This window comes from Streptomyces sp. CB00316, from assembly GCF_001905595.1.
Classification (GTDB): domain Bacteria; phylum Actinomycetota; class Actinomycetes; order Streptomycetales; family Streptomycetaceae; genus Streptomyces.
This window is the reverse complement of sequence record NZ_LIXI01000001.1, coordinates 355,756-380,862: the sequence shown is the minus strand read 5'-3', so window position 1 is coordinate 380,862 and position 25,107 is coordinate 355,756. Positions and strand designations below refer to the sequence as shown.

20 protein-coding genes and 1 pseudogene are annotated in these 25,107 nt (G+C 71.4%); 6 read left to right on the top strand and 15 right to left on the bottom strand.

Going from position 1 to position 25,107, the window contains the following annotated elements:
• Window positions 1–18 precede the first annotated feature (18 nt).
• The 5 genes from AMK21_RS01635 to AMK21_RS01615 all read right to left on the bottom strand — a co-directional run bounded on the left by AMK21_RS01635 (window position 19) and on the right by AMK21_RS01615 (window position 6,865).
• Window positions 19–486: a DUF1772 domain-containing protein gene (locus AMK21_RS01635; RefSeq protein ID WP_073874213.1), complete on the bottom strand. Its 468-nt coding sequence runs from the start codon at window positions 484–486 to the stop codon at window positions 19–21.
• 77 nt (window positions 487–563) lie between these two features.
• The gene (locus AMK21_RS01630) at window positions 564–2,192 is read right to left on the bottom strand and encodes a vWA domain-containing protein (RefSeq protein ID WP_073873406.1); all 1,629 of its coding nucleotides are present in this window, start codon (window positions 2,190–2,192) and stop codon (window positions 564–566) included.
• A gap of 170 nt (window positions 2,193–2,362) precedes the next feature.
• The gene (locus AMK21_RS01625) at window positions 2,363–3,274 is read right to left on the bottom strand and encodes an ABC transporter permease (RefSeq protein ID WP_073873404.1); all 912 of its coding nucleotides are present in this window, start codon (window positions 3,272–3,274) and stop codon (window positions 2,363–2,365) included.
• Complete coding sequence (locus AMK21_RS01620) at window positions 3,271–5,985, bottom strand: alpha/beta fold hydrolase (RefSeq protein WP_199863083.1); 2,715 nt, start codon at window positions 5,983–5,985, stop codon at window positions 3,271–3,273. The genes AMK21_RS01625 and AMK21_RS01620 overlap by 4 nt, the downstream gene beginning before the upstream one ends.
• Window positions 5,986–6,244: 259 nt before the next feature.
• On the bottom strand, window positions 6,245–6,865 hold the full coding sequence (locus AMK21_RS01615; RefSeq protein ID WP_073873402.1) for a DUF4291 domain-containing protein: 621 nt from the start codon (window positions 6,863–6,865) through the stop codon (window positions 6,245–6,247).
• Between the two features lie 311 nt (window positions 6,866–7,176).
• On the opposite strand from AMK21_RS01615, the gene AMK21_RS01610 reads away from it, so the two are divergent.
• Window positions 7,177–7,401 carry a DUF2283 domain-containing protein gene (locus AMK21_RS01610; RefSeq protein WP_073873400.1) on the top strand — a complete coding sequence of 75 codons (225 nt, stop codon included), beginning with the start codon at window positions 7,177–7,179 and terminating at the stop codon, window positions 7,399–7,401.
• Here AMK21_RS01610 and AMK21_RS36795 read toward each other — a convergent pair.
• From AMK21_RS36795 to iolC, 6 genes are all read right to left on the bottom strand, one after another.
• On the bottom strand, window positions 7,384–7,605 hold the full coding sequence (locus AMK21_RS36795; RefSeq protein WP_324613873.1) for a hypothetical protein: 222 nt from the start codon (window positions 7,603–7,605) through the stop codon (window positions 7,384–7,386). The two genes, AMK21_RS01610 and AMK21_RS36795, sit on opposite strands and share 18 nt — an antisense overlap.
• 134 nt (window positions 7,606–7,739) lie before the next feature.
• Window positions 7,740–9,242 (bottom strand): CoA-acylating methylmalonate-semialdehyde dehydrogenase, encoded by a 1,503-nt coding sequence (gene mmsA / locus AMK21_RS01600; RefSeq protein ID WP_073873396.1) that lies wholly within the window; start codon window positions 9,240–9,242, stop codon window positions 7,740–7,742.
• Between the two features lie 40 nt (window positions 9,243–9,282).
• Entirely contained in the window at window positions 9,283–11,262 is a 1,980-nt protein-coding gene (gene iolD / locus AMK21_RS01595) for a 3D-(3,5/4)-trihydroxycyclohexane-1,2-dione acylhydrolase (decyclizing) (protein WP_073873394.1), read from the bottom strand.
• Window positions 11,259–12,224: a 5-deoxy-glucuronate isomerase gene (gene iolB, locus AMK21_RS01590; protein ID WP_073873392.1), complete on the bottom strand. Its 966-nt coding sequence runs from the start codon at window positions 12,222–12,224 to the stop codon at window positions 11,259–11,261. The genes iolD and iolB overlap by 4 nt, the downstream gene beginning before the upstream one ends.
• A gap of 38 nt (window positions 12,225–12,262) precedes the next feature.
• On the bottom strand, window positions 12,263–13,204 hold the full coding sequence (locus AMK21_RS01585) for a Cgl0159 family (beta/alpha)8-fold protein (RefSeq protein WP_073873390.1): 942 nt from the start codon (window positions 13,202–13,204) through the stop codon (window positions 12,263–12,265).
• Window positions 13,201–14,220, bottom strand: coding sequence for a 5-dehydro-2-deoxygluconokinase (iolC, locus tag AMK21_RS01580; protein ID WP_073873388.1), 1,020 nt, complete (start codon window positions 14,218–14,220; stop codon window positions 13,201–13,203). The genes AMK21_RS01585 and iolC overlap by 4 nt, the downstream gene beginning before the upstream one ends.
• 132 nt (window positions 14,221–14,352) lie before the next feature.
• Here iolC and AMK21_RS01575 point away from each other — a divergent pair, with 132 nt between their 5' ends.
• Window positions 14,353–15,267, top strand: a complete 915-nt coding sequence (locus AMK21_RS01575) for a sugar phosphate isomerase/epimerase family protein (RefSeq protein WP_073873386.1) — start codon at window positions 14,353–14,355, stop codon at window positions 15,265–15,267.
• 8 nt (window positions 15,268–15,275) lie between these two features.
• Here AMK21_RS01575 and AMK21_RS01570 read toward each other — a convergent pair.
• Window positions 15,276–15,353, bottom strand: a pseudogene (locus AMK21_RS01570) (DUF664 domain-containing protein); the annotation flags it as partial.
• A gap of 306 nt (window positions 15,354–15,659) precedes the next feature.
• Between AMK21_RS01570 and AMK21_RS01565 the strand changes: the two are divergent.
• Window positions 15,660–15,851 carry a helix-turn-helix transcriptional regulator gene (locus tag AMK21_RS01565; RefSeq protein WP_073873384.1) on the top strand — a complete coding sequence of 64 codons (192 nt, stop codon included), beginning with the start codon at window positions 15,660–15,662 and terminating at the stop codon, window positions 15,849–15,851.
• Between the two features lie 52 nt (window positions 15,852–15,903).
• Here the strand turns inward: AMK21_RS01565 and AMK21_RS01560 are convergent, their stop codons facing one another.
• Complete coding sequence (locus AMK21_RS01560) at window positions 15,904–16,677, bottom strand: class I SAM-dependent methyltransferase (protein WP_073873382.1); 774 nt, start codon at window positions 16,675–16,677, stop codon at window positions 15,904–15,906.
• 242 nt (window positions 16,678–16,919) lie between these two features.
• Entirely contained in the window at window positions 16,920–19,283 is a 2,364-nt protein-coding gene (locus tag AMK21_RS01555) for an MMPL family transporter (protein ID WP_234421796.1), read from the bottom strand.
• Between the two features lie 157 nt (window positions 19,284–19,440).
• On the opposite strand from AMK21_RS01555, the gene AMK21_RS01550 reads away from it, so the two are divergent.
• The 3 genes from AMK21_RS01550 to AMK21_RS01540 all read left to right on the top strand — a co-directional run bounded on the left by AMK21_RS01550 (window position 19,441) and on the right by AMK21_RS01540 (window position 23,168).
• Window positions 19,441–20,199: a TetR/AcrR family transcriptional regulator gene (locus tag AMK21_RS01550; RefSeq protein ID WP_073873378.1), complete on the top strand. Its 759-nt coding sequence runs from the start codon at window positions 19,441–19,443 to the stop codon at window positions 20,197–20,199.
• Between the two features lie 174 nt (window positions 20,200–20,373).
• On the top strand, window positions 20,374–20,694 hold the full coding sequence (locus tag AMK21_RS01545; protein ID WP_073873376.1) for a heavy-metal-associated domain-containing protein: 321 nt from the start codon (window positions 20,374–20,376) through the stop codon (window positions 20,692–20,694).
• A 92-nt stretch (window positions 20,695–20,786) separates the two neighbouring features.
• Window positions 20,787–23,168 carry a heavy metal translocating P-type ATPase gene (locus AMK21_RS01540; protein ID WP_073873374.1) on the top strand — a complete coding sequence of 794 codons (2,382 nt, stop codon included), beginning with the start codon at window positions 20,787–20,789 and terminating at the stop codon, window positions 23,166–23,168.
• Between the two features lie 548 nt (window positions 23,169–23,716).
• Here the strand turns inward: AMK21_RS01540 and AMK21_RS01535 are convergent.
• Window positions 23,717–25,015, bottom strand: a complete 1,299-nt coding sequence (locus AMK21_RS01535; RefSeq protein ID WP_073873372.1) for a citrate synthase — start codon at window positions 25,013–25,015, stop codon at window positions 23,717–23,719.
• Window positions 25,016–25,107: the final 92 nt, after the last annotated feature.

Sequence of the window (25,107 nt, the reverse complement as noted above, 5' to 3'; positions counted from 1 at the left end):
CCCGTACCGCCGACAGGCCTACAGCGCGATGGCCAGCAGCACCAACGCCGCCAGCACGAAGGCGGTGCGGACCCGGTGGAAGGTGTTCCAGCGGGGTTCGAAGGCCTGACGGGCGGCGCTGTCGTCGCCGCCCTCCGACTTCGCGAGCGCGTTGTTGAGCGGGATGTTCCCGGCGATCGTGACCAGGTGACCGGCGACCACGCAGACGAGCGCCCCCACCAGCGCGGGGCCTGCCACCTCGTCGTGCTCGCCGAGCCCGGTGAACAGCGCCGCGGCGGGCAGGGCGACCACGCCGAGGAAGAGGACGAGGAAGAGAGGGCCGGGGACCTTCTCGTTGAAGCGGCGCATCGCCGTCGTGAACTGTTGGTCCGTCAGTTCGGCGAGGCCGGGCATGATCGCGATCAGGAACGTCAGCATGAAGCCCGCGTAGAGGCCGGTGACGATCACGGAGAGCACCAGGAACAGGGAGGTCATGGCGGTCATCATGACCGGTGACAGCCGTTCGCACAGCCACATTTCGCTTAAATGTACGAACGTCGCGCCGCCGTCACGGGCCGAGCGGCTCAGCCGATCTCGCCCTCGCCCTCGTCGCCCCCGTCCTCCGACTCGGTCCCGTTCCTGAGCGCCTCCGCCTGTCCGATCGCCGTCGCCAGCTTCCGTACGGAACTGTCCTCGGTCTCGTCCGCCAGCTTCGTGGCCCGGGAGGCCAGTTCGCTCAGCGGGGGCGTGCCGGGCAGATCTCCGCCCCGCAGGGCGTCCGCGAAGTACGCCGCCACGGCCGCCACCTGGAGCCGCTGCGACGCACCGCCCCACAGCCCGCCGTCGATCGTGGCGGTCCGCGCGGAGCCGCTCTCCTCGTACGCCTTGCGGGTCTTGGGGTCGAGCCAGCGCACGGTCGCCTCGGCCACCTCACCGGAGGCGCCCTCGCGCAGCCGTACGGCGTAGAGCGCGGTCACCGTGTGGCCGGGTCCGACCTCCCCGCCGTCGACGCTGTCGTCGCGGAAGTCCTCGTCGGCGACCTTGCGGTTCTCGTAGCCGATCAGACGGAACTGCTTCACGTTCCCGCGGTCGAAGGCGACCTGGGCCTTGGCGTCGCGCGCCCGGAGTTCGATGTGGGCGGGCAGCTGGTCGACGAAGACCTTGCGGGCCTGCTCCTCGTCACCGACGTACGTGGTGTGGCCGTCGCCCCGGTTGGTGAGCCGCTCCATGAACGCGTCGCCGTAGTCGCTGCCCACGCCGACCCCGAAGAGGGTGATGCCGTACTCGCGGCGGGCGGAGTCGATCTTCTCCAGGATCCCGTCGGCGTCGGTGTCGCCGGTGTTGGCGAGGGCGTCGGAGAGCAGCACCACCCGGTTGTTCACACCCTTGCGGTGGCCCTTGACGGACTCCTCGTAGCCGCGCCTGATCCCCGCCTCCACGTTGGTGGACTGGGCGGCCTCCATCTCGGCCACCGCGTCCCGGATCTTGTTCCGGTTGCCCTGGAGGCGGGTCATCGGCAGCCGGGTCTCGGCCTCGTCGCTGAAGGTGACGAGGGAGACGGAGTCGTCGTCGCGCAGTTCGTCGGTCAGGATGTTCAGGGACTCCTTGACCAGGCCCAGGCGGCCGGGTCCGGCCATGGAACCGGAGATGTCGACGACGAACGTGAGCGAGGCGGGCGGGCGTTCACTGCTCGGCGGGGCGGCCCTGGTGGCCAGCCCGACCCTCAGCAGCGACCAGTCGGAGGCCCCGGAGCCCCCGCCGATGCGTGCGCCGTCGACCGTGACGGAGAAGCCGTTGCCCTTCGGACGCTCGTACCCCTGCTTGAAGCTGTTGACGAACTCCTCCGGCCGTACGTCCGCCGCGTCCGGCAGCCTGCCGTCGCCGAGCGTGCGGCGCGCGTAGCCGTAGCTGGCGGTGTCCACGTCCAGGGCGAAGGTGGAGAGGTAGTCCGGGGCGGCGAGGCCCGGCTTGGCCTTGTCGCCGCCCTCCTCGGACGGCCGGCCCTGCTCCGGTGCCACCGCGTCCGGTGCGGGCTGCGGGCCGGCCGTGCCCTGCGCCGGGCGGGCGCCGGAGCGCTTGTCCGCCGTGGCGCCGTCCGACGACCCGCCGCCACACGCGGTGAGCAGCATCCCGGCGGCGAGCAGGAGCGCCACCGCCCCGGGCCGCCCCCCTGCCCGTGCCCCCGTCGTCCGCCTGCCGTTTCGCTGGTCCATCCGTAACCCCCCACGTCATCACGGTGTCGCGTTCCTGTCTCCGACACCTGTGAATGTGACGTACGGGGCCGCCGACCGGAGTCGACGAAAGCGTTGCGGAACCATCTCGATGCGGCAACAGAGGCCGGGCAGGGCGCCTTTGCGGCCGCCGAACCCGCGGAACATCAGGTTCAGGACACGATGTCCTTACGACTGAACCCGCGGAACGCCAGAGCGAACAGGATCAGGGCGTACGTCACCGAGATCGCCGCCCCCTTGATCATGCCGCCCCACTCCAACTCGGGCTGGAGCGCGTCGGCCCACGCGAACTGCCAGTGCGCGGGCAGGAAGTCGCGCCACGAGCCGAGCGCCGTGACCGCGTCGAGCACATTGCCGACGATCGTGAGGCCGACCGCTCCCCCGACCGCGCCGAGCGGGGCGTCCGTCTTCGTGGAGAGCCAGAACGCCAGCCCCGCCGTGACGAGTTGGGAGACGAAGATGAACGCGACGACGAGCGCGAGGCGCGGGATGGTGTCCCCGGCGGCCAGCGCTCCCCCGGTGGGCAGTTTCAACGGCCCCCACCCGTAGGCCGCCGTGCCCGCCGCCAGCGCGACGACCGGCAGCAGCACCATCGCGGCGAGGCTGAAGCCGAGCGCGACGACGAGCTTGGACCAGAGCAGCCGGGTCCGGGGCACGGGCGCGGCGAGCAGGTAGCGCAGCGAGGACCAGCTCGCCTCGGAGGCGACGGTGTCCCCGCAGAACAGGGCCACCGGCACCACCAGCAGGAAGCCGGCCGAGACGAACAGCGAGGTGGCGGCGAAGTTCGCGGCGGACTCCGTCGCCACGTCCATCAGGTTGATCCGGCTGCCGCCCCGGCCTCCCCCGCCGCCGTCCTCGCCGTCCGGCGTGCCGCCGATCGCGAAGGCGACGATCAGGATGAAGGGGAGGGCCGCGAGGATCCCGCCCATGAGCAGGGTGCGGCGGCGCCGCAGCTGCCGCATGGCCTCGACGCGGAGGGGGAGCGTGCGCCCGGCGCGGTAGCCGGCGGCTTCCGGGTGCTCGGCCTCCACCCGGGCCTCGGGGGGCTGTACGGGGGCGCTCATGCTGCTCCTCCGGAGATCAGGGTGAGGAAGGCGTCCTCCAGGCGGCGGTGCGGGCCGACGCCGGTGACCGGGACGTCGAGCCGGACCAGGTCGGCGACGAGCCGCGAGGTGGTGGCGCCGTCGAGGCGGACGAGGAGCCCGCGCCCGTCGTCGGTGCGGACGGCGGAGCCGATGCCGGGCAGGGACGCGACCTTCTCGGCGAGCGGCTCGGACACCTCCTCCGCCGTGGTCACCAGGATCATGTCGCCGGATCCGGTGATCTCGGCGACCGGTCCGGCCTGCACGAGGCGGCCCCGGTCCATGACGACCAGGTGGGTGCAGGACTGCTCCACCTCGGAGAGGAGGTGGCTGGAGACGATGACGGTCCGGCCTCCGGCCGCGTAACGGATCATCACGTCCCGCATCTCGCGGATCTGCGGCGGGTCCAGCCCGTTGGTCGGCTCGTCGAGGATCAGCAGGTCCGGCATGCCGAGCATGGCCTGGGCGATGGCGAGCCGCTGCCGCATGCCCTGGGAGTACGTCCGTACGGCACGGGCGAGCGCGTCGCCGAGCCCGGCGATCTCCAGGGCCTCCTCGATGTGGGCGTCCTCGGCGGGGCGGCCGGTGGCCTGCCAGTACAGGTCCAGGTTGGCGCGGCCGGAGAGGTGCGGCAGGAAGCCCGCGCCCTCGACGAAGGCGCCCACGCGGGAGAGGACCGGGGCACCGGGGCGGATGGCCTGCCCGAAGACGCGGATCTCGCCCTCGTCGGGGGTGATGAGCCCCATGAGCATGCGCAGGGTGGTGGTCTTGCCCGCGCCGTTGGGGCCGAGGAGGCCGAGGACCTGGCCCTTCTCGACGCGGAAGGAGAGCTCGCGCACGGCGTACCGGTCGACGGACTTCGCGTACTTCTTCGAGAGCCCGGTGATCTGGAGCGGTACGTCGGTGAGTTCGAGGTCCGGCGCCGGGGTCGCGGTGCGGCGGCGCGCGGTGAGCAGGAGGGCGGCCGCGATGACGAGAGCGGCGGCCGGGAGGCCCCAGGTCCACCACGGGAGGGTGGCCGCGGCGGTGGTGACGGCGGGTGCGGTGGGGACGGTCAACGGCCCGTCGGCGGTCACGGTGTACGTGGCGGGCTCGGCGGGGGACGCGTAACCGAGGTCGGTCGCGGAGAAGACGAGCCGCATCCGGTGCCCGGCGTCGAACTCGTGGTCCACGGCGGGCAGCGCCAGCTCGATCGGCTTGCCCTGCTGGTCGGGGGTGATCCGGTAGGGGGCGACGAGCTGGGAGGGCAGCACCTGCTGCCTGCCGTCCGGCGACACGTCGTACACCTTGCCGAAGAGCACCGCGTCGCGGCCCTCGGTCGCCTTGACGGTCACGCGGACGGTGGGGGTTCCGGTGACGTGTACGGGGGTGGCCAGCGGGGCCGACTCGAAGCGGCCGAACTGCCCGGGGAAGTCGAGCGAGAGCCCGACGCCGAGCGAGGAGAGCTGGGAGAGCCCGCCGCCGACGCCCGGTACGGCGGAGATGGCGGGCGGGGCGGAGCCGGCGGGGTTGCGGAACGTTTCGGTGGAGCCGGCGGGCTTCGCTGCGGTTGCGGTTCCGGTTCCGTTTTCGGCGGACGTGGTGGTTCCCGCCCGCAGCGGAAGCTCCCGGCCGCCGCTGCGCAGCCCCGGGTAGGTGTCGCTGCTCGCGCCGCGCTTGAGGGCGGCGCCGTCCGTGGAGTCGATGCCTCCGGTACGGGTGACGCGGAAGGCGGGTCCGGTGTCGGTGCCGGTCTCCTCCTTCAGGTAGCGGTCGAACCAGGAGCCGACACGTCCTTCGACGCGCGCGGTCTCGTTGTCGCCCCCGTCGTGGCCGCCGGAGATCCAGTCGACCGAGACGGGTGCGCCGTTGGCACTGATCGCCTTCTGCATCGCGTCGGCGTGGCCGAGCGGGAAGAGGGAGTCGGACTGGCCCTGGAGGAGGAGCGAGGGCACCTTGATGCGGTCGGCGACGGCGGAGGGCGACCGCTCGGTGAGCAGCTTGACCGCGGCCGGGTCGGGCTTGCCGCTGACGGCGACCCGCTCGTACATCTCGCAGAGCCGCTTCTCGAACTTCTCGCAGCCGCCGCCGGAGGTCACGAAGATCCCGGCCCAGAGCTTCTTGAAGACCCCGTCGGGGAAGAGGGCGTCGGCCAGGTTCCAGTACGTGATCACGGGCGCGATGGCGTCCACCCGCTGGTCGTGCCCGGCGGCGAGCAGGGAGACGGCCCCGCCGTAGGAGGCGCCGGTGAGGCCGACCCGGGGGTCGCCCTTCTTGTCCAGCTCGACCTCGGGCCGCTCGGCCAGCCAGTCGATGAGCCCGGAGACGTCCTTGACCTCGCCGCCCGGGTCGTTGAGCGAGATCGCCCCGCCGGACCCGCCGAACCCGCGCGCCGACCAGGTCAGCACCGCGTACCCGTCGGCGGCCAGCTTCTCGGCCTGGGCCCGTACGTCGTTCTTGCTGCCGCCGAAGCCGTGTCCGATGAGCACGGCGGGGCGCTTACCGGAACCTTCGGCGGTGAAGTACGAGGTGTCGATCGGCACCCCGCCCGGCCGCAGCATCCGGTCCTCGCGCTGCACGGCGGGCGGGCCGTCGTCGGCGACGGCGGTCCAGGTGCCGCCGCCCACGAGCACGGCGAGCGCGGCCACCGCCGCGGCCCACCGGCCAGGTGTTTGGGGCAGCAGGCGCCGCCATCGAACAGTAGGGGTCTCCATCCCTCGACCCTAAACGGAGAATGCAACCCCCTTGCCTGCCGCCAGGGTGAGGTGAGCGGCCTCCCTGCGAGGTACGGTGCGCCCCGCCGTACTCCGGACGCGGTACCGGCCTTATCTCTACCGAACACCATTGCGGACATTGGCCGCACAACGCCTCCGAGGAGTTCCAGGTCCGGTTCACGGGAGGGAGGCCGTTCACGAGGGGAAGGCTGTTCACAGGCAGAGGCCACGAAGGCAGGCGCCCTTCCGGAACCGCCGGTCACATCCCGGACGCCGGGAGCGCCCGCCGTACCGGCCGCGGAGCGTCGAGGTCGAGCGGCGTCTCCACCGGCAGCAGGGCGGCGGCCTTCTCCCGCGCGCCCGCACGCACCGCCGCGTGCACCTCGTGGGCGAGCGGGGTGACATCGCGTACGGAGACGGTCCACTCGTCCGCGTACCGCCGGGCCGCCTCCCCGCCCAGTCCCAGCTGGAGGGACCGGTACGGGAGCGGGTTCAGGTCCAGGTCCCGTTCGGGGTCCCACTGGACCCGGGTGGGGGCGGCGCGCAGGCCGCGCTTCCAGGCGGCCTGGTCCGGGTGCACATCGCGTACGTAGTGGGAGAGTTCGGCGTGCGCGAGGGCCCACTCCAGGCCGCTCCGGTCGATCTCGACGGCGAGGACGACTTCCTGGCCCTCCTTGGTGCCCCAGCCGCAGCGGTACATCATCCACAGGAAGCTGGGCTTGATCCACGTCATGCGGTCCCGCTTCCATTCGGCGGGGAACCGTCCGTCGCGTGCGGCGGGGAGCCCGATGGCGGGCCGGTAGGCCTGGTAGACGGTGACGGTGGACGCGGTGTGCAGCGCGCGGATCTCGTAACAGGGCGGGAGGGCGGGGGTGTTCATGGGCTCAGGATGCGGTACGGGTCCGTGGCCCGGCATCCCGATTTCCGCGGCCGGCTCTCCACGTACCGCCGGTCCGTCCGACCGGTTGGCCCCCGCCGACCGGCGGGGGTCGTCCACCGCCGCCGGGCGGATTCCCCGGGCCGGGGGGAGGTGGTCGCGCGTACCGTGAAGAACGGCAGGAAGGCCGAAGGCAAGTCGGCCGGTACCTGGAAGTACGTCAGCGCAAAGATACGGGTCGTGGTCAACAAGGCCGGCAACGTCGTGTCCGTCGGCCGCAACCGACCCGAACCCTCCCGGAGCGAAGCGGAACCATGCACATCGAATACGACCACGAGAACGACCTCGCGTACGTCTCCCTCGTCGAGCACATCGCCGAGGGAGCCGCCGTCCGGCAGTTCGCCCTGGAGACCCCCAGCGGCTCGGACCTGAACCTGGACTTCGACGAGGCGGGGCGCCTGCTCGGCATCGAGGTCGCCGGAGCCCGGGCCGGGCTGCCGGAGGAGCTTCTCCGGCGGGCCTCACGCCCCGACGGGTAGGGAGTACGGAACCGGCCGCGCGGGCCGGAACGGGAACTCGGCGCGGACGAAAAATCCGCCGCCGGGCAGCGGGGCCGCGGTGGACGAGCCGCCGAGAAGCTGCACCCTCTCCCGCGGGCCGCCGCAGTCGGCCACCACGGCGATGTCCGCGGGCGAACCGAGGATCGCCCGCAGGCCCGGACGGACGAGCGGCTCGTCATCCACGACGACGACCCGAATCACCTGTGTTCGCCCCTCGCCCCGTACACCACAAGTCCACGAAGGGTAGGACAGTCACGAGTTCGCCCGCCCGTGGCGTCATCGTCGCCACGGGCGGGCGGAGACCTGCGTCAGGGCTGTCAGTGGTTGCGCGGGAAGCCGAGGTCGACGCCCGCGGGCGCGTCCGCCGGGTCCGGCCAGCGGGTGGTGACGACCTTGCCACGGGTGTAGAAGTGCACGCCGTCGTTGCCGTAGATGTGGTGGTCCCCGAAGAGGGAGTCCTTCCAGCCGCCGAAGGAGTGGTAGCCCACCGGAACCGGGATCGGCACGTTGACGCCGACCATGCCGGCCTCGACCTCCAGCTGGAAGCGGCGGGCCGCGCCGCCGTCGCGGGTGAAGATCGCGGTGCCGTTGCCGAACGGCGAGGCGTTCATGAGCGCGATGCCGTCGTCGTACGTCTCCACGCGGAGCACGCACAGGACCGGGCCGAAGATCTCGTCCTTGTACGCGTCGGAGTCGGTGGAGACCTTGTCCAGGAGGGAGAGGCCGATCCAGTGGCCGTCCTCGAAGCCCTCCACCGTGTGGCCCGTCCCGTCGAGGACGACCTCCGCGCCCTGGGCCGCCGCGCCCGTGACGTAGGAGGCGACCTTGTCGCGGTGGGCGGCGGTGATCAGGGGGCCCATCTCGGAGGCGGGGTCGTTGCCGGGGCCGATCTTGATCTTCTCGGCCCGCTCGCGGATCTTGGCGACCAGCTCGTCACCGATCGCGCCGACCGCGACGACCGCCGAGATCGCCATGCAGCGCTCACCGGCGGAGCCGTACGCCGCCGAGACCGCCGCGTCGGCCGCCGCGTCGAGGTCGGCGTCCGGGAGGACGAGCATGTGGTTCTTCGCGCCGCCGAGGGCCTGGACGCGCTTGCCGTTGGCAGAGGCGGTGGTGTGGATGTAGCGGGCGATGGGGGTGGAGCCGACGAAGGAGACGGCGGCCACGTCGGGGTGGTTGAGCAGGCCGTCGACGGCGACCTTGTCACCGTGCAGGACGTTGAGGACACCGTCCGGAAGACCGGCCTCCGCCGCCAGCTCGGCCAGCAGGTTGGCGGCCGACGGGTCCTTCTCGCTCGGCTTCAGCACGAACGTGTTGCCGCACGCGATCGCCAGCGGGAACATCCACATCGGCACCATGGCCGGGAAGTTGAACGGGGTGATGCCCGCGACCACGCCGAGGGACTGGCGGATCGAGGAGACGTCGACCCGGTTGGAGACCTGGGTGGAGAGCTCGCCCTTGAGCTGGGTGGTGATCCCGCACGCCAGCTCGACGATCTCCAGACCGCGGGCGACCTCGCCCAGCGCGTCCGAGTGCACCTTGCCGTGCTCGGCGGTGATCAGCGCGGCGATGTCGTCGCGGTGGGCGTCCAGCAGCGCGCGGTAGCGGAAGAGGATCGTGGTGCGCTGGGCAAGGGAGGATGTGCCCCAGCTCGCGTACGCGGCCTTCGCCGCGGCCACCGCGGCGTCGACCTCCTCCGTCGAGGCGAGTGCCACCCGCGTGGTGACCGCGCCGGTGGCCGGGTCCGTGACCGGACCGTACGTGCCCGACGTGCCCTCCACTGTCTTGCCGCCGATCCAGTGGTTGACGGTCTTCGTCATGACGTACTCCTTCAGGCTTCAGGCAGGCGCAGGCGTGGTTTCACAGGTGGTGGCGTCGGGCGGCGACCCGCCGGTCGTACTCTTCCCGGGCCTTGACCGCCGCCGGTCGCGTCGCGGTTTCGGCCACAGGAACATCCCACCACGCCTGTGCCGGAGGTGGGCCCGACACTGTGTCGGGCGTTTCGGTCTCGACGTAGACACAAGTGGGGCCGTCCGCGCTGCGGGCCTCCGCGAGGGCTTTGCGCAGGTCGTCGATGGTGGTGGCGCGCAGGACGCGCATGCCGAGGGAGGCCGCGTTGGCGGCGAGGTCGACGGGGAGCGGCGGGCCGGTGAAGCCGCCGTCGGCGTCGCGGTGGCGGTAGTCCGTGCCGAAGCGCTCGCCGCCGACCGTCTCGGAGAGGCCGCCGATGGAGGCATACCCGTGGTTCTGGAGGATCACCAGCTTCAGGGGCAGGTTCTCCTGGACGGCGGTGACGATCTCGGTCGGGTTCATCAGGTACGTGCCGTCGCCGACGAGCGCCCAGACGGGGCGGGGCCGGTCCGGGCTTCCCTGCGTGGCGGTGGCGAGCAGGACGCCGATCGCGGCCGGGATCTCGTAGCCCATACAGGAGTAGCCGTACTCGACGTGGTACTGGTCGCGGGAGCGGGTGCGCCAGAGCTTGTGCAGGTCGCCGGGGAGAGAACCGGCGGCGTTGATGAGGATGTCGTCCTCGGTGACCAGGGTGTCGAGGAGACCGAGAACCTGGGTCTGGGTGGGGCGCGCGGTGGGGTCGGGGGTGGTGAAGGAGGCCTCGACCTGTTCCTCCCACGCCTCCTTCGCGCCGGTGTACTCCGTCTCGTACGCCGGGTCGACCCGGTATCCCCGTCCGGCGAGTGCGCTGGTGAGCGCCTCCAGGCCGGTGCGGGCGTCGGCGACCAGCGGGAGGGCGGCGAGCTTGTGGGCGTCGAAGCCGGTGATGTTGAGGTTGAGGAAGCGGACGGCCGGGTTCTCGAAGAGGGTGCCGGACGCGGTGGTGAAGTCCGTGTACCGGGTGCCGACGCCGATCACCAGGTCGGCGGTGCGGGCCAGCTCGTCGGCGGTGGCGGTCCCGGTGTGGCCGATGCCGCCCACGTCCGCCGGGTGGTCGTGGCGCAGGGCCCCCTTGCCCGCCTGGGTGGAGGCGACCGGGATGCGGGTGGCGGCGGTGAAGGCGGCGAGGGTCTCCTCGGCTGCGCTGTGGCGGACCCCGCCGCCCGCGACGATCAGGGGACGGCGGGCTGAGCGCACCGCCCGTACCGCCGCTTCCAGTTCGGCCGTGTCGGGCGCAGGCCTGCGGACCCGCCAGACCCGCTCGGCGAAGAACGCCTCCGGCCAGTCGTACGCCTCCGCCTGCACGTCCTGCGGCAGCGCGAGCGTGACCGCGCCCGTCTCGGCGGGGTCGGCGAGGACCCGCATCGCCTGGAGGGCCGCCGGGATGAGCGCTTCGGGGCGGGTGACCCGGTCGAAGTAGCGCGAGACGGGGCGCAGGCAGTCGTTGACCGACACGTCACCGGTGTAGGGGACTTCGAGCTGCTGGAGTACGGGGTCGGCGGGCCGGGTCGCGAAGGTGTCGCCGGGGAGGAGGAGGACCGGGATGTGGTTGATGGTGGCGAGGGCGGCGCCGGTGACGAGGTTGGTGGCGCCCGGGCCGATGGAGGTGGTCACCGCGTGTGCGGAGAGCCGGCCGGACTGGCGCGCGAACCCGACGGCCGCGTGCACCATGGCCTGTTCGTTGCGGCCCTGGAGGTACGGCATGCGGGGCCCGGTCCGGTTGCCGTTGCCCGCCTCCACGAGCGCCTGGCCGATCCCGGCGACGTTGCCGTGGCCGAAGATGCCCCAGGTGGCGTTGATCAGGCGGTGGCGGCGGCCGTCGCGCTCGGTGTACTGGCGGGCGAGGAAGGCGACCAGGGCCTGAGCGGTGGTCAGGCGGCGGGTGGGGGCGGGCCGTGCGTTCACGGGACTCGCTCCGTCGGTGCTGCTCTCGGGACTCGTCGGGCTCAACCTGTTACCTCCGGGCCGGGCGACGGATGCGCCGTGTCCGGGCGGGCCGTCTGCGGATGCGCCGTGTACAGCGGCAGTCTGGCGTCGACCGGCTCGTCCCGCCAGGTGTCGCGGATCCATCCGTGGTCCGGATGGTCGCGGATCAGCCAGGCCCGCTCCTCCCCCGGCCCCGCCATGACGTTCAGGTAGTACAGCGTGCGGGCGGGCGGGGCGATGGACGGGCCGTGCCAGCCGTCGGGGATGAGGACCGCGTCGCCGCTGCCGACCTCGGCGAGGACATCCGTACCGCCCTCGCGGGACGGCGAGACCCGGTGGTAGCCGAGGCCGCCGCCCTCCACCTCGAAGTAGTAGATCTCCTCCAGTTCGCACTCCTCGCCCGGCACGTGCTCGTCGTGCTTGTGGGGCGGGTAGGAGGACCAGTTGCCGCCGGGCGTGAGGACCTCGACGGCGATCAGGCGGTCGCAGTCGAAGGTGTCGGCTGCGGCGAAGTTGTTGACCTGGCGCGAGCAGGTGCCGGTGCCGCGCAGTTCGACGGGTACCTCCGGCGCGGGGCCGTAGCGAGCGGGGAGTCGTCGCTCGCACTTCGCTCCTGCCAGGGCGAAGCGGCCTCCTGCGCCGGAGGCGATCTGCGCTCGGTCGTCGCGCGGCACGTAGGCGAAATCACTCACCCCGCTGAACACGCTTTCCCGGCCCAGCAGTTCAAAGGTGCCACCTGCCGTATGCACCGTACAGCCACCGGCCAACGGGAGGACGATCCATTCGCACTCCCCGGTGACGAGCGTATGAACTCCGCCCGGCTCCAGCTCCAGAACGCGGAGATGCGACCGGTCCCATCCGGCCATTTCGGGGTCGACGTCCAAGACATAGGCGCCGCGCCCCGCGCTGCCGGAGGGCAGATGGTGGCGCACGGCGGGAGGGGTCTCCCCGGTACCGGCGTTGTGTCGCTCGTGGTGCGTGTCCATGGCCACTCCCTACCCCGTCCTTCTCCGTGCTTCCCCGGCTACAGCAGCGACACGGCCGTGTCGACGGCACCCGCCACGTCCCCGTCGACCGGGTAGAGCAACGAACGCCCCACGACCAGCCCCCGTACCGTCGGCAGCCGCAGCGCCTCGCGCCACTTCCCGTACGCCCCGTCCAGGTCGTCGCCCACCTCGCCGCCGAGCAGCACGGCGGGGAGCGTGGAGGTCTCCATGACGCGGGCCATGTCGTCCGGGTCCTCGGTGACGGGGACCTTGAGCCAGGTGTACGCGGAGGTCCCGGCCAGGCCCGACGCGATGGCGATGGACGTGGCGACGGCAGCGGCGCCCAGGTCGTTGCGGAGGCGGCCGTCGACGCGTCGGCAGAGGAACGGCTCGACGAAGACGGGCAGCCGGTGCGCGGCCATCGCGTCGATGGTGCGGGCGGCCGCGTGCAGGGTATCCAGGGAACCGGGGTCGTCGTGGTCGATGCGGAGCAGCAGCTTCCCCGCGTCGAACCCGTGGCGGACCAGGTCCTCGGGGCGGTGCCCGGTGAACCGGTCGTCGAGCTCGAAGGCGGCACCCGCGAGCCCGCCCCGGTTCATGGAGCCCATGACCACCTTGTCCTCCAGGGCGCCGAGGAGGAGCAGGTCGTCCAGGACGTCGGCGGAGGCGAGGACGCCGTCGACGCCGGGGCGGGAGAGGGCGAGGCAGAGCCGCTCCAGCAGCTCGAACCGGTTGGCCATGGCGAGCGCCCGGTCCCCGACGGCGAGGGCGCCGCGTGCGGGGTGGTCGGCGGCGATGATCATCAGCCGACCGGGGTGGGGCGCGTTCGCACGGGCGGTGGGGGTGCCTGTCGTACGGAGCAGAGGCCTCCGCCTCCGTCGCGCGGCGGCTTCGGCCACCGCTTCGGGGCGCTCGGCGCGGAGCCGGACCAGGTCGCGGACGGAGGGGGCGGCGGGGGTGGCGGGAGTGGCGGGAGTCATGAGGCCGCTCCGGAGGGCCCGGCGGCGATGTCCTCGGTCACGGCCCCCTCCGCGAGGGCCCGCTCCACCTCGTCCGGGAAGGGCATGGCGGAGGAGCAGGCGATGCGGGAGGCGACGATGGCCCCGGCGGCGTTCGCGTACCGCATGATCCGGGCGATGTCCCAGCCGGCGAGCAGCCCGTGGCAGAGCGCACCGCCGAACGCGTCCCCGGCGCCGAGCCCGTTGACGACCTCCACCGGCAGCGGCGGCACATCGGCGGTGGAACCGTCGCGGTGGACGGCGAGGACGCCCTTCGGCCCCTGCTTGACGACGGCGAGCTCCACCCCGGCCGCGAGCAGAACGCGGGCGGCGGCGTGCGGTTCGCGCTCGCCGGTCGCGATCTCGCACTCGTCGATGTTGCCGACGGCGACGGTGGCGTGGGCGAGCGCTTCCCGGTAGCGGGCGGGCGCCACCGAGCTGTGGTCTGCGCCGTCCCAGAACATGGGCCGCCAGTCCAGGTCGAACACGGTCGCGGTACGAAACTCGCGGGCCGGGCTCTCGGTACGAGCCTGGAGCGCCGCCAGCGTCGCGGCGCGGCTCGGCTCGGCACTGAGCCCGGTACCGGTCATCCAGAAGATCCGGGCATCGCGCACCGCGTCGAGGTCGAGTTCCGGCGGGTGGATCTCCAGATCGGGCGCCTTGGGCTGCCGGTAGAAGTAGAGGGGGAAGTCGTCCGGCGGGAAGATCTCGCAGAAGGTGACCGGGGTCGGGTACTCCTCGACCTCCGTGACCCACCGGTCATCCACCCCGAAGCCCTGGAGCTCCTGGTGGAGGTACTCCCCGAAGGCGTCCCGGCCGGTCCGGGTGATCACCGCCGTCCGCCGCCCCAGCCGCGCCACCGCCACCGCGACGTTCGTCGGGGAGCCGCCGAGGAACTTGCCGAACGTCTCGACCCGGGCGAGCGGCACCCCGATGTCCAGAGGGTAGAGGTCCACCCCGATCCGCCCCATGGTGATCACGTCGTACGGCTCAGGCATACGCATCCCTTCGACCCCCGGTGGCCGGCTGATCCCAGGTCTAGTCCCCTCCCGGGAACCCTGTCAACATTTTGTCCGGACATTCGGACGAACACTTGACACTCGTCCGCACCGGCCGTGACGCTGGGCGATATGACCCCCTCCGCACCCTCTTCGGCCCGCATCCGCATCGGCTCGGCACCCGACTCGTGGGGGGTGTGGTTCCCCGACGACCCGCGGCAGGTGCCCTGGCGGCGCTTCCTCGACGAGGTGGCGGAGGCCGGGTACGCGTGGATCGAACTCGGTCCGTACGGCTATCTCCCCACCGATCCGGCCCGGCTGACGGACGAGACCCGCAGCCGTGGGCTGACCGTCTCCGCCGGCACCGTCTTCACCGGATTGCACCACGGCCCCGACGTCTGGGACCGGACCTGGGCGCATGTCGCGGACATCGCCGAACTGACCCGGGCCATGGGCGCCGAACACCTGGTCGTCATCCCCTCCTTCTGGCGCGACGACAAGACGGGCGAGGTGCTGGAGGACCGCACGCTCACGCCGGCGCAGTGGCGGGACCTGACGACCCAGACCGAGCGGCTCGGCCGGGAGGTCCGGGAGCGGTACGGGCTTCGCATCGTCGTCCACCCGCACGCGGACACCCACATCGACAGCGAGGAGAACGTCGACCGCTTCCTCGACGCCACCGACCCCTCCCTGGTCTCGCTCTGTCTGGACACCGGGCACTACGCCTACTGCGGCGGCGACAGCGTCAAGCTCATCGAGACCTACGGGGAGCGCATCGGCTACCTCCACCTCAAGCAGGTCGACCCCGAAGTCCTTGCGGCGGTGGTGGCGGACGAGGTCCCGTTCGGCCCCGCCGTGGCCCGGGGCGTGATGTGCGAACCGCCCGGCGGGGTGCCCGCCCTGGAGCCGGTCCTCGACGCGGCGCGCGCCCTGGAGGTCGACCTGTTCGCGATCGTGGAACAGGACATGTACCCGTGCGACCCGGACAAGCCGCTCCCGATCGCGCGCCGCACCCGCGAGTTCCTCCGCTCCTGCGGACGGTCCTGACCGCCGGGTCACACCCCCGTACGTCCATCGATGCGCTCGTGGATCAGGTCGGCGTGCCCGCAGTGGCGCGCGTACTCGCCGATCATGCGAGGAGCGCGCCCCTGCCCGCCCCCACAGGTCAGAGCGTCGACTGCTCCACCCTGCCGGTGAACCGGCCGCCCACACGGGCGCGGGTGACTCGGCAAGGCACTGACCCGTTCGCCCCTTCTGTCACTCCAGTCACCGTTTCGCCACACATATCTCCGTTACGCGGGTTTTCCGTCACAGGCGCACAACAGCCCCACCCCGCCTGCCGTTCGGTGTCGTTCAACCGGGCGCAGGCTGCGTGATCACCGGAGAAGAACCGGCAGACAGAACCGGTCAGAACAGAGCAGCGCAGAGAGGTGTCACGGATGACGGACAGAACACCCTGGTCCTACAAGGACATTGCCGCGCACATCCAGGTCCAGCCGGACACCGTCCGCTCCTACCGCAAACACGGCCTCCTTCCCCCGCCCGACCAGGTGAAGAACGGAAAGCCGTACTGGTACGGCGACACCGTCCGCGCGTGGGTCGCCTCCCGCCCGCGCAACCGGGGCCGCTGACCCGGGGCCGCCCGCACCCGAGCGCTACGGCCGGTCCACCGATATCCGGCCCCTACGGCCGGGGCGCCTTGCGGAACAGCGCCGTCCAGAGGAAGGACTCGCCGAAGACCGGGGACCCAGGCGCCTCGTCGCGCATGCGGCGCAGCTCGATCTCCGTCAGGCCCGAGACCGAGAAGATGTCGCGCAACTCCTCGGAGGTGTAGGCGAGTCCGCCGCCCAGGCTTCCCTGCCGGTAGAGCTCGGCGTCCGGCAGCTCGGAGCCCATGCCGCCCTCTCCCGCCGCGAAGCAGGTGAGCGCGAAATGGCCACCGGGGCGGAGGCAGCGGTCGAGGAGAGCGAGGTAGCTGATACGCCGGTGGGGCGGCAGGTGGTGGAAGCACCCGGAGTCATGGATCAGATCGTACGGCCCGGCCAACTCCGCCCCACCGGCCCCGCCGACCTCACCGGACGTCAGGACGAAGGCGTCCCCGCAGTGGAACCGGGCCTCGATCCCCGACACTTGTGCGCGCTCCTCGGCCCAGGCGATCGCCGCCGGGGATAGGTCGATCGCGTCGACGTCGAAGCCGAGCGAGGCCAGCGCGAGTGTGTTGCGCCCGGGGCCGCACCCCAGGTCGAGCGCCCGGCCCGGGGTGATCAGTTCCCGGTCGGCGTACGAGACGAGGCTCTCGTCGGGCTTGTCCACGAAGAAGGGCACCGGCTTCGAGCGGTCCCCGTAGAAGTCGTCCCACCACGAGGCGGAGTCGGCGGTCCAGCGGTGCGCTTCGGGTGCGAACAGGTCGTCCAGGAGCGTCATCACATCGTGCGTCGTGCGCATGTTCCGGTGCATCCGGTCCCTTTCCCCATGCGCCAATTTTACGGATCTGGTGGGAGAAAGCCCAGGTCACGCCCGGTTCGACGATCGCGTTGACGGTGCTCGAAGGGGCTGGGCCCGAGTGGGTGACCCATCCCCCTCCACCTCGGCGGCCAAGCCCTCCTCGTGCCCGTCACGCCCCGTCAGAGGGCCCTCCACGGCCGACCCGAGGCTCCTTTCCGAACGGATCCCGGGCCGGCCGCTGAGCCGCCGTACGCCTACGCCCCCTGCGCCCCCGCGGTGACCTTCTCCTCGTCCCGGGTCGCCTCGGGTATCTCCCTCTCGGCGGCGGGCTCCCCGGGGCCACCGGGTGCACCCGTCGTACCGGGTCCGGTCGGGGCCGGCTCCCCTTCGCTGAGGCCGAACCTCTGGTGGAAGGCGCGCAGCGGCCTGGGCGCCCACCATGTGGCGTGGCCCGTCAGCTTCATCACGGCGGGGACCAGCAGGCTGCGGACCACCATGGCGTCCATCAGGACGGCCAGGGCGATCCCGAGCCCCAGCATCTTGGTGTTGGTGACCCGGGAGGTGCCGATGGCGACCATCACGACCGCGAGGATCACGGCGGCCGCGGTGATCAGGCCGCCGGTGCGGGACAGGCCGAAGGTGACCGAGCGTTCGTGGTCGCCGGTCCGGTCGTACTCCTCCTTGATGCGGGAGAGCAGGAAGACCCCGTAGTCCATGGAAAGGCCGAAGGCCACGCAGAACATCAGGACGGGCAGCGTCGTCTCGATGTCCCCCGTACTGGTGAAGGCCAGCATCCCGGAGAGGTTCCCGTCCTGGAAGACCCAGACCACCGCACCGAACATCGCCGTCAGGCTGAGGGCGTTGAGCACGACCGCCTGGATCGGGATGAGCACGCTGCCGGTGAGCAGGAAGACCAGGAGCAGCGTCACCACGACGATGATGCCGATCGCCCACGGCAGCCGGTCCGCGATGGCGTCCTTGGAGTCGACCAGGACCGCCGCCGTGCCCGTGACCGAGGTGTCGAAGGAGTCGGCGGGCATCGCGCGCAGGTCCCGTACGAGCTGCTGGGTCTCCTCCCCGACCGCCTCGCCGTCCGGCAGCACGCTGAAGTACGCGGCCGAGACCGCCGTGACCGGGCCCTCGACGCGCAGCACACCGGGGACCTTCTCGATCCGGTCCTTGAGGGCCGCGTACGCGGCGGGCGTCCCCTCCCCTTCGACCAGCATCTCCAGGCCGCCGCCGGGACTGCCGGGGAAGCCGTCCCGTATGTGCTCCTGGACCACCCGCGACTCGGCGCCGACGGGGAGCTGGCGGTCGTCCGCCGTACCGAACCTGACGCCGAGGAAGGGCAGTCCGAGGAGGACGAGGCCCACCGTGGTGACGATGGCGAAGACCGGTGCCCGGCGCATCACCAGCTCGGCGAAGCGCGCCCATCCCCTGCCGGTCTCTTCAGCGGCGGCTTCCTTTCTCTTTCCGCGGCGCAGCAGGCGGCGCAGGTCCAGCGCGTTGACCCGGGGGCCGAGCAGCATGAGCGTGGCGGGCAGCAGGATCAGTGCGGCGGCCGCGGCCAGCAGGACCACGGCGATCCCGGCGTAGGCGAAGGACCGCAGGAAGTACTGCGGGAAGACGAGCATCGCCGACAGGGACACGGCGACGGTCAGCGCGGAGAAGAGCACCGTGCGTCCGGCCGTGCGCAGCGTGGTGCCGACCGCCGTCCGGGTGTCGGCCCCGGCGTCCAGCTCTTCACGGAAGCGGCGGACGATGAACAGCGCGTAGTCGATGGCCAGCCCGAGGCCGAGGGCCGTGGTGAGGTTCATGGCGAAGACCGAGACGTCGGTGAACTCGGTCAGTCCGCGCAGCACGGCGTTGGTGCCGAGGATCGCGACGATGCCGACGAGGAGCGGCAGCATGGCGGCGATCGCGCTGCCGAAGACCATGACGAGCAGGACGAGCGTCACCGGCAGGGCGATGAGCTCGGCCCGCAGCAGGTCCTCCTGAATGATCGTCTGCATCTCGTGCTGGACGGCGACGGGCCCGCCGACCGAGACGTTCACCGGGCCGCTCTCCCCGGCGAAGGCGGGAGCGATCCGTTCGAGCGTCTCCCCCGCCTCCGTCTCGTCGCCCCCTATCCGGGCCGCGATGAGCGCTTCCCGGCCGTCCTCGGCGCGCAGGGCGGACGCCTTGGTCTGCCAGTACGAGGTGACCCCCGATATGCCCTGCTCGGCGGCGAGCCGCTCGGTGAGCCGTGCGGCCTCGGCGGCCACCGCCGGGTCGTCGACGGAGGCGGTGCCGCTGTCCACCAGCAGGAGCAGGTTGGGCTGCGAGGCGGGGAACTCCCGCTCCAGCGCCTCGGTGGCGTAGGACGACTCGGCGTCGGGGGCCTGCCAGCCACCGCTGCCCATCCGGTCGGCCACCCCGCTCCCGGCGAACACGGCGAGAGCGGTGATCACCAGGGCGGCCAGCAGGGCGACCCGCGGCCTGGCGGTGACCAACCGGGTCCAGCCTCCGAGGGGCTCCGAACCGGACGGATCAGGCCTTCCGGACCGACCCTGCGGACCCTGTGGACGAGGTGAACCGGACGGCCCTGCCGTGCCGGGTGGACCGTTGACTTCGGACATGGTGCGGTGTCCCCTTCACCGAGACCCGGGCGGCACAGGGCAGCATGGGTCAGTCGTTGCCACTTACACTGGCAAACACGAGTAGTCGCTCGCGTTTCATAAGAATGCGAGCGAGCACTCGCGTTTGTCAAACGCATCATGAAAGCTGGGGATTGCCGTGCCGGAGGCCAGAGCCAAGAAGGGCGCCGCAGGGGACGGTGCGGCCAGGAAACCCGCAGCGGCCGAGGGGGCGGGAGTCGCCGCGGGGACGGGAGACGCCGCCGGGGCGACCCGCCCTCGCCGCCGCCAGGCCCGCGGCGAGGCGCGCATCGCCCAGCTGCTCCAGGCCGCGGCCAGCGTCTTCTGCACCAGCGGCTACACCGCGTCCAGCACCAACGCCATCGCCCGCGAGGCCGGCGTCTCACCAGGCACTCTGTACCAGTTCTTCCCGAACAAGGAGGCCATCGCCGTCGAACTCGGCGACCATCTGCTCCACCGCTGGCGCGACACGTACGGTGCCGCCTTCGACCAGAGCCACATCGAGCTGCCGCTCGACCGGATGCTGGATGCCATCCTTGACCCGCTGATCGCGTTCAACTGCGAGAACCCGGCGTTCTTCGTACTGATGCACGGCTCGGAGATCCCCGGCCGGATCACCGAGGAGCACGACACCCTGCACGCCACCATGCTGAACCGGGTCGAGGAGATCCTCGCCGACTACCTCCCGGACGTCCCCGCCGCCCAGCTCCACCGGGTCGCCGAGATGGCCTTCATGGTGTTCAAGGCCGGACTCGACCTGGTCATGGCCCACGAGGGCGAGGAGCGCGACGCCTACATCCGGGAACTGAAGGCGGCCATGTACCGCTACCTGGATCCCCTGATCGGCGACGACTCACCCCGCCTGACCCCGGACGCCAGGCGGGGCCGCACCCCCTAGAGCCGAGACCTCCTGGAGCCGGACACCTCCTGAAGCCGGAGGGCCGATCGGCGGCGCCGGGAGCACCCCACACCTCATTAATACCCCCTAGGGGTATAGTATGGAGTAAGCGAGGCGCCCCGGGCACCCCTGTGGCCCCCCGCGCCACACTCGTACGCCGAAGAGGAGAACGCCATGACCGCCGAGACCGAGCCCACCACCCAGTCCACCGGCTCCTGCTGCTCGCCCACCGGCTCCTGCCACGATGGCGCCGCCGACGCGCAGGCCGAGCCGACGGAGTCGGTCACAACGGTGTACGAGGTGAAGGGCATGACCTGCGGCCACTGCGAGGGCGCCGTGTCGGAGGAGATCTCCGCGCTCGGCGGCGTGACGGCGGTCGAGGCAGTCGCCGCCACCGGCCGCGTCACCGTCTCCTCCAAGGCCCCGCTGGCCGAGGACGCCGTCCGCGCCGCCGTCGACGAGGCCGGCTACGAGCTCGTCGGCCGGGCCGCCTGACCGCCCGCCGCACCACCTTCTCCCCGTCGGGCCGGCCCGCCAGCAGATACTGGTGAGGTACGGCCCGACCTGCGTTACCCAGGAGTTCGGACATGGCCAGCACAGCAGCGGCCGGGACCCCGGCCGCGGACGCCTCCGAGGCCGAGCTCATGATCGGCGGGATGACGTGCGCCTCGTGCGCCGCCCGCGTCGAGAAGAAGCTCAACCGGATGGACGGCGTCACCGCCACGGTGAACTACGCGACCGAGAAGGCCCGCGTCACGTTCACGGAGGGCCTGGAGCTGTCGGACCTCGTCGCGACGGTCGAGCAAACCGGCTACACGGCCCGCCCCCTCGCACCCCCGAAGCAGGAACCCCAGCGAGAACCCGAGCAGGAGCCTGAGCACGAACTCGAGCGCGGACCCGCACCGGAGCCCGAGCGCCGGCCCGCACCCGGGCGGGAGTCCGGCCCCACCCCGCCCGAAGCGTCGGCCGGAGCCGCCGAAGCGGAACAGGCCGCCTCCCTCGCCGCCCTCCGGCAGCGGGTCGTCGTCTCCGCCGTACTCAGCGTCCCCGTCGTCCTGCTCGCCATGGTCCCGGCGCTTCAGTTCGACTCCTGGCAGTGGCTCTCCCTGAGCCTCGCAGCCCCCGTCGTCATCTGGGGCGGCCTGCCCTTCCACCGCGCCACCTGGACCAACCTCCGGCACGGCGCCGCCACCATGGACACCCTCGTCTCGATGGGCGCCCTCGCCGCCTTCGGCTGGTCGCTGTGGGCCCTGTTCCTCGGCGACGCGGGGATGCCGGGCATGCGGCACGGGTTCGACCTCACCGTCTCGCGCGCCGACGCGAGCTCCACGATCTACCTGGAGGTCGCGGCCGGGGTCATCACCTTCATCCTGCTGGGCCGCTACCTGGAGGCCCGCGCGAAGCGGAAGTCCGGCGCCGCGCTGCGGGCGCTGGTGCACCTGGGCGCCAAGGACGTCGCCGTCCTGAGAGGCGGTGCGGAGGTACGCGTCCCGGCCGACCGGCTCGCCGTCGGGGACCGCTTCGTGGTCCGGCCCGGGGAGAAGATCGCCACGGACGGCAGGGTCGTCGAGGGCAGCTCGGCCGTCGACGCCTCCATGCTGACCGGCGAGTCCGTCCCCGTGGAGGTCACCACCGGAGACTCCGTCACCGGAGCCACGATCAACGCCGGCGGCCGCCTCGTCGTCGAAGCCACCCGCATCGGCACCGACACCCAGCTCGCCCGCATGGCCCGCCTCGTCGAGGACGCCCAGAACGGCAAGGCAGCAGCCCAACGCCTCGCCGACCGCGTCTCCGCCGTCTTCGTCCCCATCGTCATCGCCCTGTCACTCGGCACCCTGGGCTTCTGGCTCGGCACCGGCGCCGGACCCACCGCCGCCTTCACCGCCGCCGTCGCCGTCCTGATCATCGCCTGCCCCTGCGCCCTCGGCCTCGCCACCCCCACCGCCCTCATGGTCGGCACCGGCCGCGGCGCCCAGCTCGGCATCCTCATCAAAGGCCCCGAAGTCCTCGAAACCACCCGCCGCGTCGACACCATCGTCCTCGACAAGACCGGCACCGTCACCACCGGAAAGATGACCCTCCTCGCCCTCCACACCGCCCACGGCACCACCGAGAACGACGTCCTGCGCCTGGCAGGCGCACTGGAACACTCCTCCGAACACCCCATCGCCCAGGCCGTGGCCGCGGGCGCAACCGAACGCCTCGGCGACAAATCCCCCCTCCCCACCCCCCAGGACTTCACCAACATCCCCGGCCTCGGCGTCCAAGGCGTCATCGAAGGCCACGCCGTCCTCGTCGGCCGCCCCCGCCTCCTCGCCGACGCGGGCATCGCCCTTCCTCCGGAGCTGGCCGCCGCCTTGGCGGAGGCCGGGGAGCATGGGCGTACAGCGGTGGCCGTCGCCTGGGACGGAGTGGCCCGGGGTGTACTCGGGGTGGCCGACGCCGTCAAGGACGGCAGCGCGGCCGCCGTGGCCCAGCTACGGGCTCTGGGGCTGCGGCCCGTCCTCCTGACCGGCGACAACCGGGCGGTGGCCGAGGCCGTGGCCCGCGAGGTGGGAATCGACGAGGTCCATGCCGAGGTGCTCCCCGAGGAGAAGGTGGATGTCGTCAAGCGCCTTCAGGCGGAGGGCCGGAGCGTCGCGATGGTCGGCGACGGGGTCAACGACGCGGCGGCTCTGGCCACGGCAGATCTGGGGCTGGCGATGGGTACCGGGACGGATGCGGCGATCGAGGCGAGTGACCTCACGTTGGTTCGTGGAGATCTCAAGGTGACCGCTGACGCAATCCGCCTTTCCAGGCGTACTCTTTCCACCATCAGGGGCAACCTCTTCTGGGCCTTCGGGTACAACGTCGCGGCACTGCCCCTGGCTGCAAGTGGCCTGCTCAACCCTATGATCGCGGGAGCCGCCATGGCGTTTTCGTCCGTGTTCGTCGTCACGAACAGCCTTCGGTTGCGTGCCTTCACGTAACTTCCACAAAGAGATTTAGATCACACCGTTCTCAGGGTAACCATCCGGTGGGTTCATGAGTCTTAGAGTGCGATGCCAAGGATGTCTTGGGGGACGTCCGATGGAGTGTCTTGGGGGACGCTCCTGTGGCAAGCGTTGAGCCGGGGCACGTGCACCGGGGAGCTTTGAGCGGCCCTCCCGTGCGTACGTACCCCGGCAGACCGCAGCACAACACAACAACGGGAGCTTCGGCTCCCTGCAGACGCCCGGCCGGATCCCGTGGGGGGAATCCGCTCCGGGATATGGGAAGCGCCCTGACCGTCGACCCGTGGGGGGATCGGCGGCAGGGCGTTTCTCGCGTCCAGTGGCACCCAGGACGGCCTCCCGCTCCCGGCGTGACGCCGCGGACCCCCGGCGTGGTGCCGCAGGCCCCGGAACGCCGAATCGCCCCGGACACCGCGCTCTGTGCGAAGCGCGGTACGCGGGGCGAAGGCAGTCGGCCGAAGAGGCCGTGCACTACGGGGTGGTGCGGAACCCGGTGGTGCGGTGGTACGAGACCGGCGGGGGGGTCAGCGGCCCTCGACCGGGACGAAGTCGCGGAGGACCTCGCCGGTGTAGATCTGGCGCGGGCGGCCGATGCGCGAACCCGGCTCCTTGATCATCTCGTGCCACTGGGCGATCCAGCCCGGAAGGCGGCCGAGCGCGAAGAGCACGGTGAACATCTCGGTCGGGAAGCCCATGGCCCGGTAGATCAGACCGGTGTAGAAGTCCACGTTGGGGTAGAGGTTGCGCGAGACGAAGTAGTCGTCGGAGAGCGCGTGCTCCTCCAGCTTGAGCGCGATGTCGAGCAGCTCGTCGGACTTGCCGAGCGCGGACAGCACGTCGTGCGCGGCGGCCTTGATGATCTTGGCGCGCGGGTCGAACGACTTGTACACCCGGTGGCCGAAGCCCATCAGGCGGACGCCGTCCTCCTTGTTCTTCACCTTGCGGATGAAGGAGTCGACGTCGCCGCCGTTGGCCTGGATGCCTTCCAGCATCTCCAGCACCGACTGGTTGGCGCCACCGTGCAGCGGGCCCCACAGCGCCGAGATGCCGGCGGAGATCGAGGCGAACATGTTCGCCTGCGAGGAGCCGACCAGACGCACGGTGGAGGTCGAACAGTTCTGCTCGTGGTCCGCGTGCAGGATGAGCAGCTTGTCCAGCGCCGATACGACGACCGGGTCCAGCTCGTACTCCTGGGCGGGGACCGAGAAGGTCATGCGCAGGAAGTTCTCGACGTACCCGAGGTCGTTGCGCGGGTAGACGAAGGGGTGCCCGATCGACTTCTTGTACGCGTACGCCGCGATCGTCGGCAGCTTCGCCAGCAGGCGGATCGTCGAGAGGTGGCGCTGCTCCTCGTCGAACGGGTTGTGGCTGTCCTGGTAGAACGTGGACAGCGCGCTGACCACCGAGGACAGCATGGCCATCGGGTGGGCGTCCCGCGGGAAGCCGTCGAAGAACCGCTTGACGTCCTCGTGCAGCAGCGTGTGCTGGGTGATCTCGTTCTTGAAGGTCGCCAGCTCGTCGACCTTCGGGAGGTCGCCGTTGATCAGCGTGTACGCGACCTCAAGGAACGACGAGCGCTCGGCGAGCTGCTCGATGGGGTATCCGCGGTAGCGCAGAATGCCCTGTTCACCGTCGAGGTACGTGATGGCGGATTTATAGGCGGCGGTGTTGCCGTATCCGCTGTCCAGCGTCACCAGGCCGGTATCGGCCCGGAGCTTCCCGATGTCGAAGCCCTTGTCGCCGACGGTGCTGTCGATCACCGGGTAGGTGTACTCGTCATCGCCGTACCGCAGTACTACAGCGTTGTTGGTGTGCTCGCTCACGTCATCCCTCACCGACGTAGTGCCTCTTCTTCGAGGTGCCCTGACTGTCTCCACCCTCCCCCATTCGGCTCAGGAGAGTGCACTCGGGGTCG

Excerpts from the sequence above, each read along its gene's own strand:
- AMK21_RS01560 (WP_073873382.1), bottom strand. The coding sequence starts at position 16,677 with ATGCACCGGAACATGCGCACGACGCACGATGTGATGACGCTCCTGGAC.
- mmsA (WP_073873396.1), bottom strand. The coding sequence starts at position 9,242 with ATGACGAAGACCGTCAACCACTGGATCGGCGGCAAGACAGTGGAGGGC.
- AMK21_RS01620 (WP_199863083.1), bottom strand. The coding sequence starts at position 5,985 with ATGGAGACCCCTACTGTTCGATGGCGGCGCCTGCTGCCCCAAACACCT.
- AMK21_RS01610 (WP_073873400.1), top strand. The coding sequence starts at position 7,177 with ATGCACATCGAATACGACCACGAGAACGACCTCGCGTACGTCTCCCTC.
- AMK21_RS01565 (WP_073873384.1), top strand. The coding sequence starts at position 15,660 with ATGACGGACAGAACACCCTGGTCCTACAAGGACATTGCCGCGCACATC.
- iolB (WP_073873392.1), bottom strand. The coding sequence starts at position 12,224 with ATGGACACGCACCACGAGCGACACAACGCCGGTACCGGGGAGACCCCT.
- AMK21_RS01615 (WP_073873402.1), bottom strand. The coding sequence starts at position 6,865 with ATGAACACCCCCGCCCTCCCGCCCTGTTACGAGATCCGCGCGCTGCAC.
- AMK21_RS01625 (WP_073873404.1), bottom strand. The coding sequence starts at position 3,274 with ATGAGCGCCCCCGTACAGCCCCCCGAGGCCCGGGTGGAGGCCGAGCAC.
- AMK21_RS01635 (WP_073874213.1), bottom strand. The coding sequence starts at position 486 with ATGATGACCGCCATGACCTCCCTGTTCCTGGTGCTCTCCGTGATCGTC.
- AMK21_RS01555 (WP_234421796.1), bottom strand. The coding sequence starts at position 19,283 with ATGTCCGAAGTCAACGGTCCACCCGGCACGGCAGGGCCGTCCGGTTCA.
- AMK21_RS01630 (WP_073873406.1), bottom strand. The coding sequence starts at position 2,192 with ATGGACCAGCGAAACGGCAGGCGGACGACGGGGGCACGGGCAGGGGGG.
- AMK21_RS01575 (WP_073873386.1), top strand. The coding sequence starts at position 14,353 with ATGACCCCCTCCGCACCCTCTTCGGCCCGCATCCGCATCGGCTCGGCA.
- iolC (WP_073873388.1), bottom strand. The coding sequence starts at position 14,220 with ATGCCTGAGCCGTACGACGTGATCACCATGGGGCGGATCGGGGTGGAC.
- AMK21_RS01540 (WP_073873374.1), top strand. The coding sequence starts at position 20,787 with ATGGCCAGCACAGCAGCGGCCGGGACCCCGGCCGCGGACGCCTCCGAG.
- AMK21_RS01585 (WP_073873390.1), bottom strand. The coding sequence starts at position 13,204 with ATGACTCCCGCCACTCCCGCCACCCCCGCCGCCCCCTCCGTCCGCGAC.
- AMK21_RS01545 (WP_073873376.1), top strand. The coding sequence starts at position 20,374 with ATGACCGCCGAGACCGAGCCCACCACCCAGTCCACCGGCTCCTGCTGC.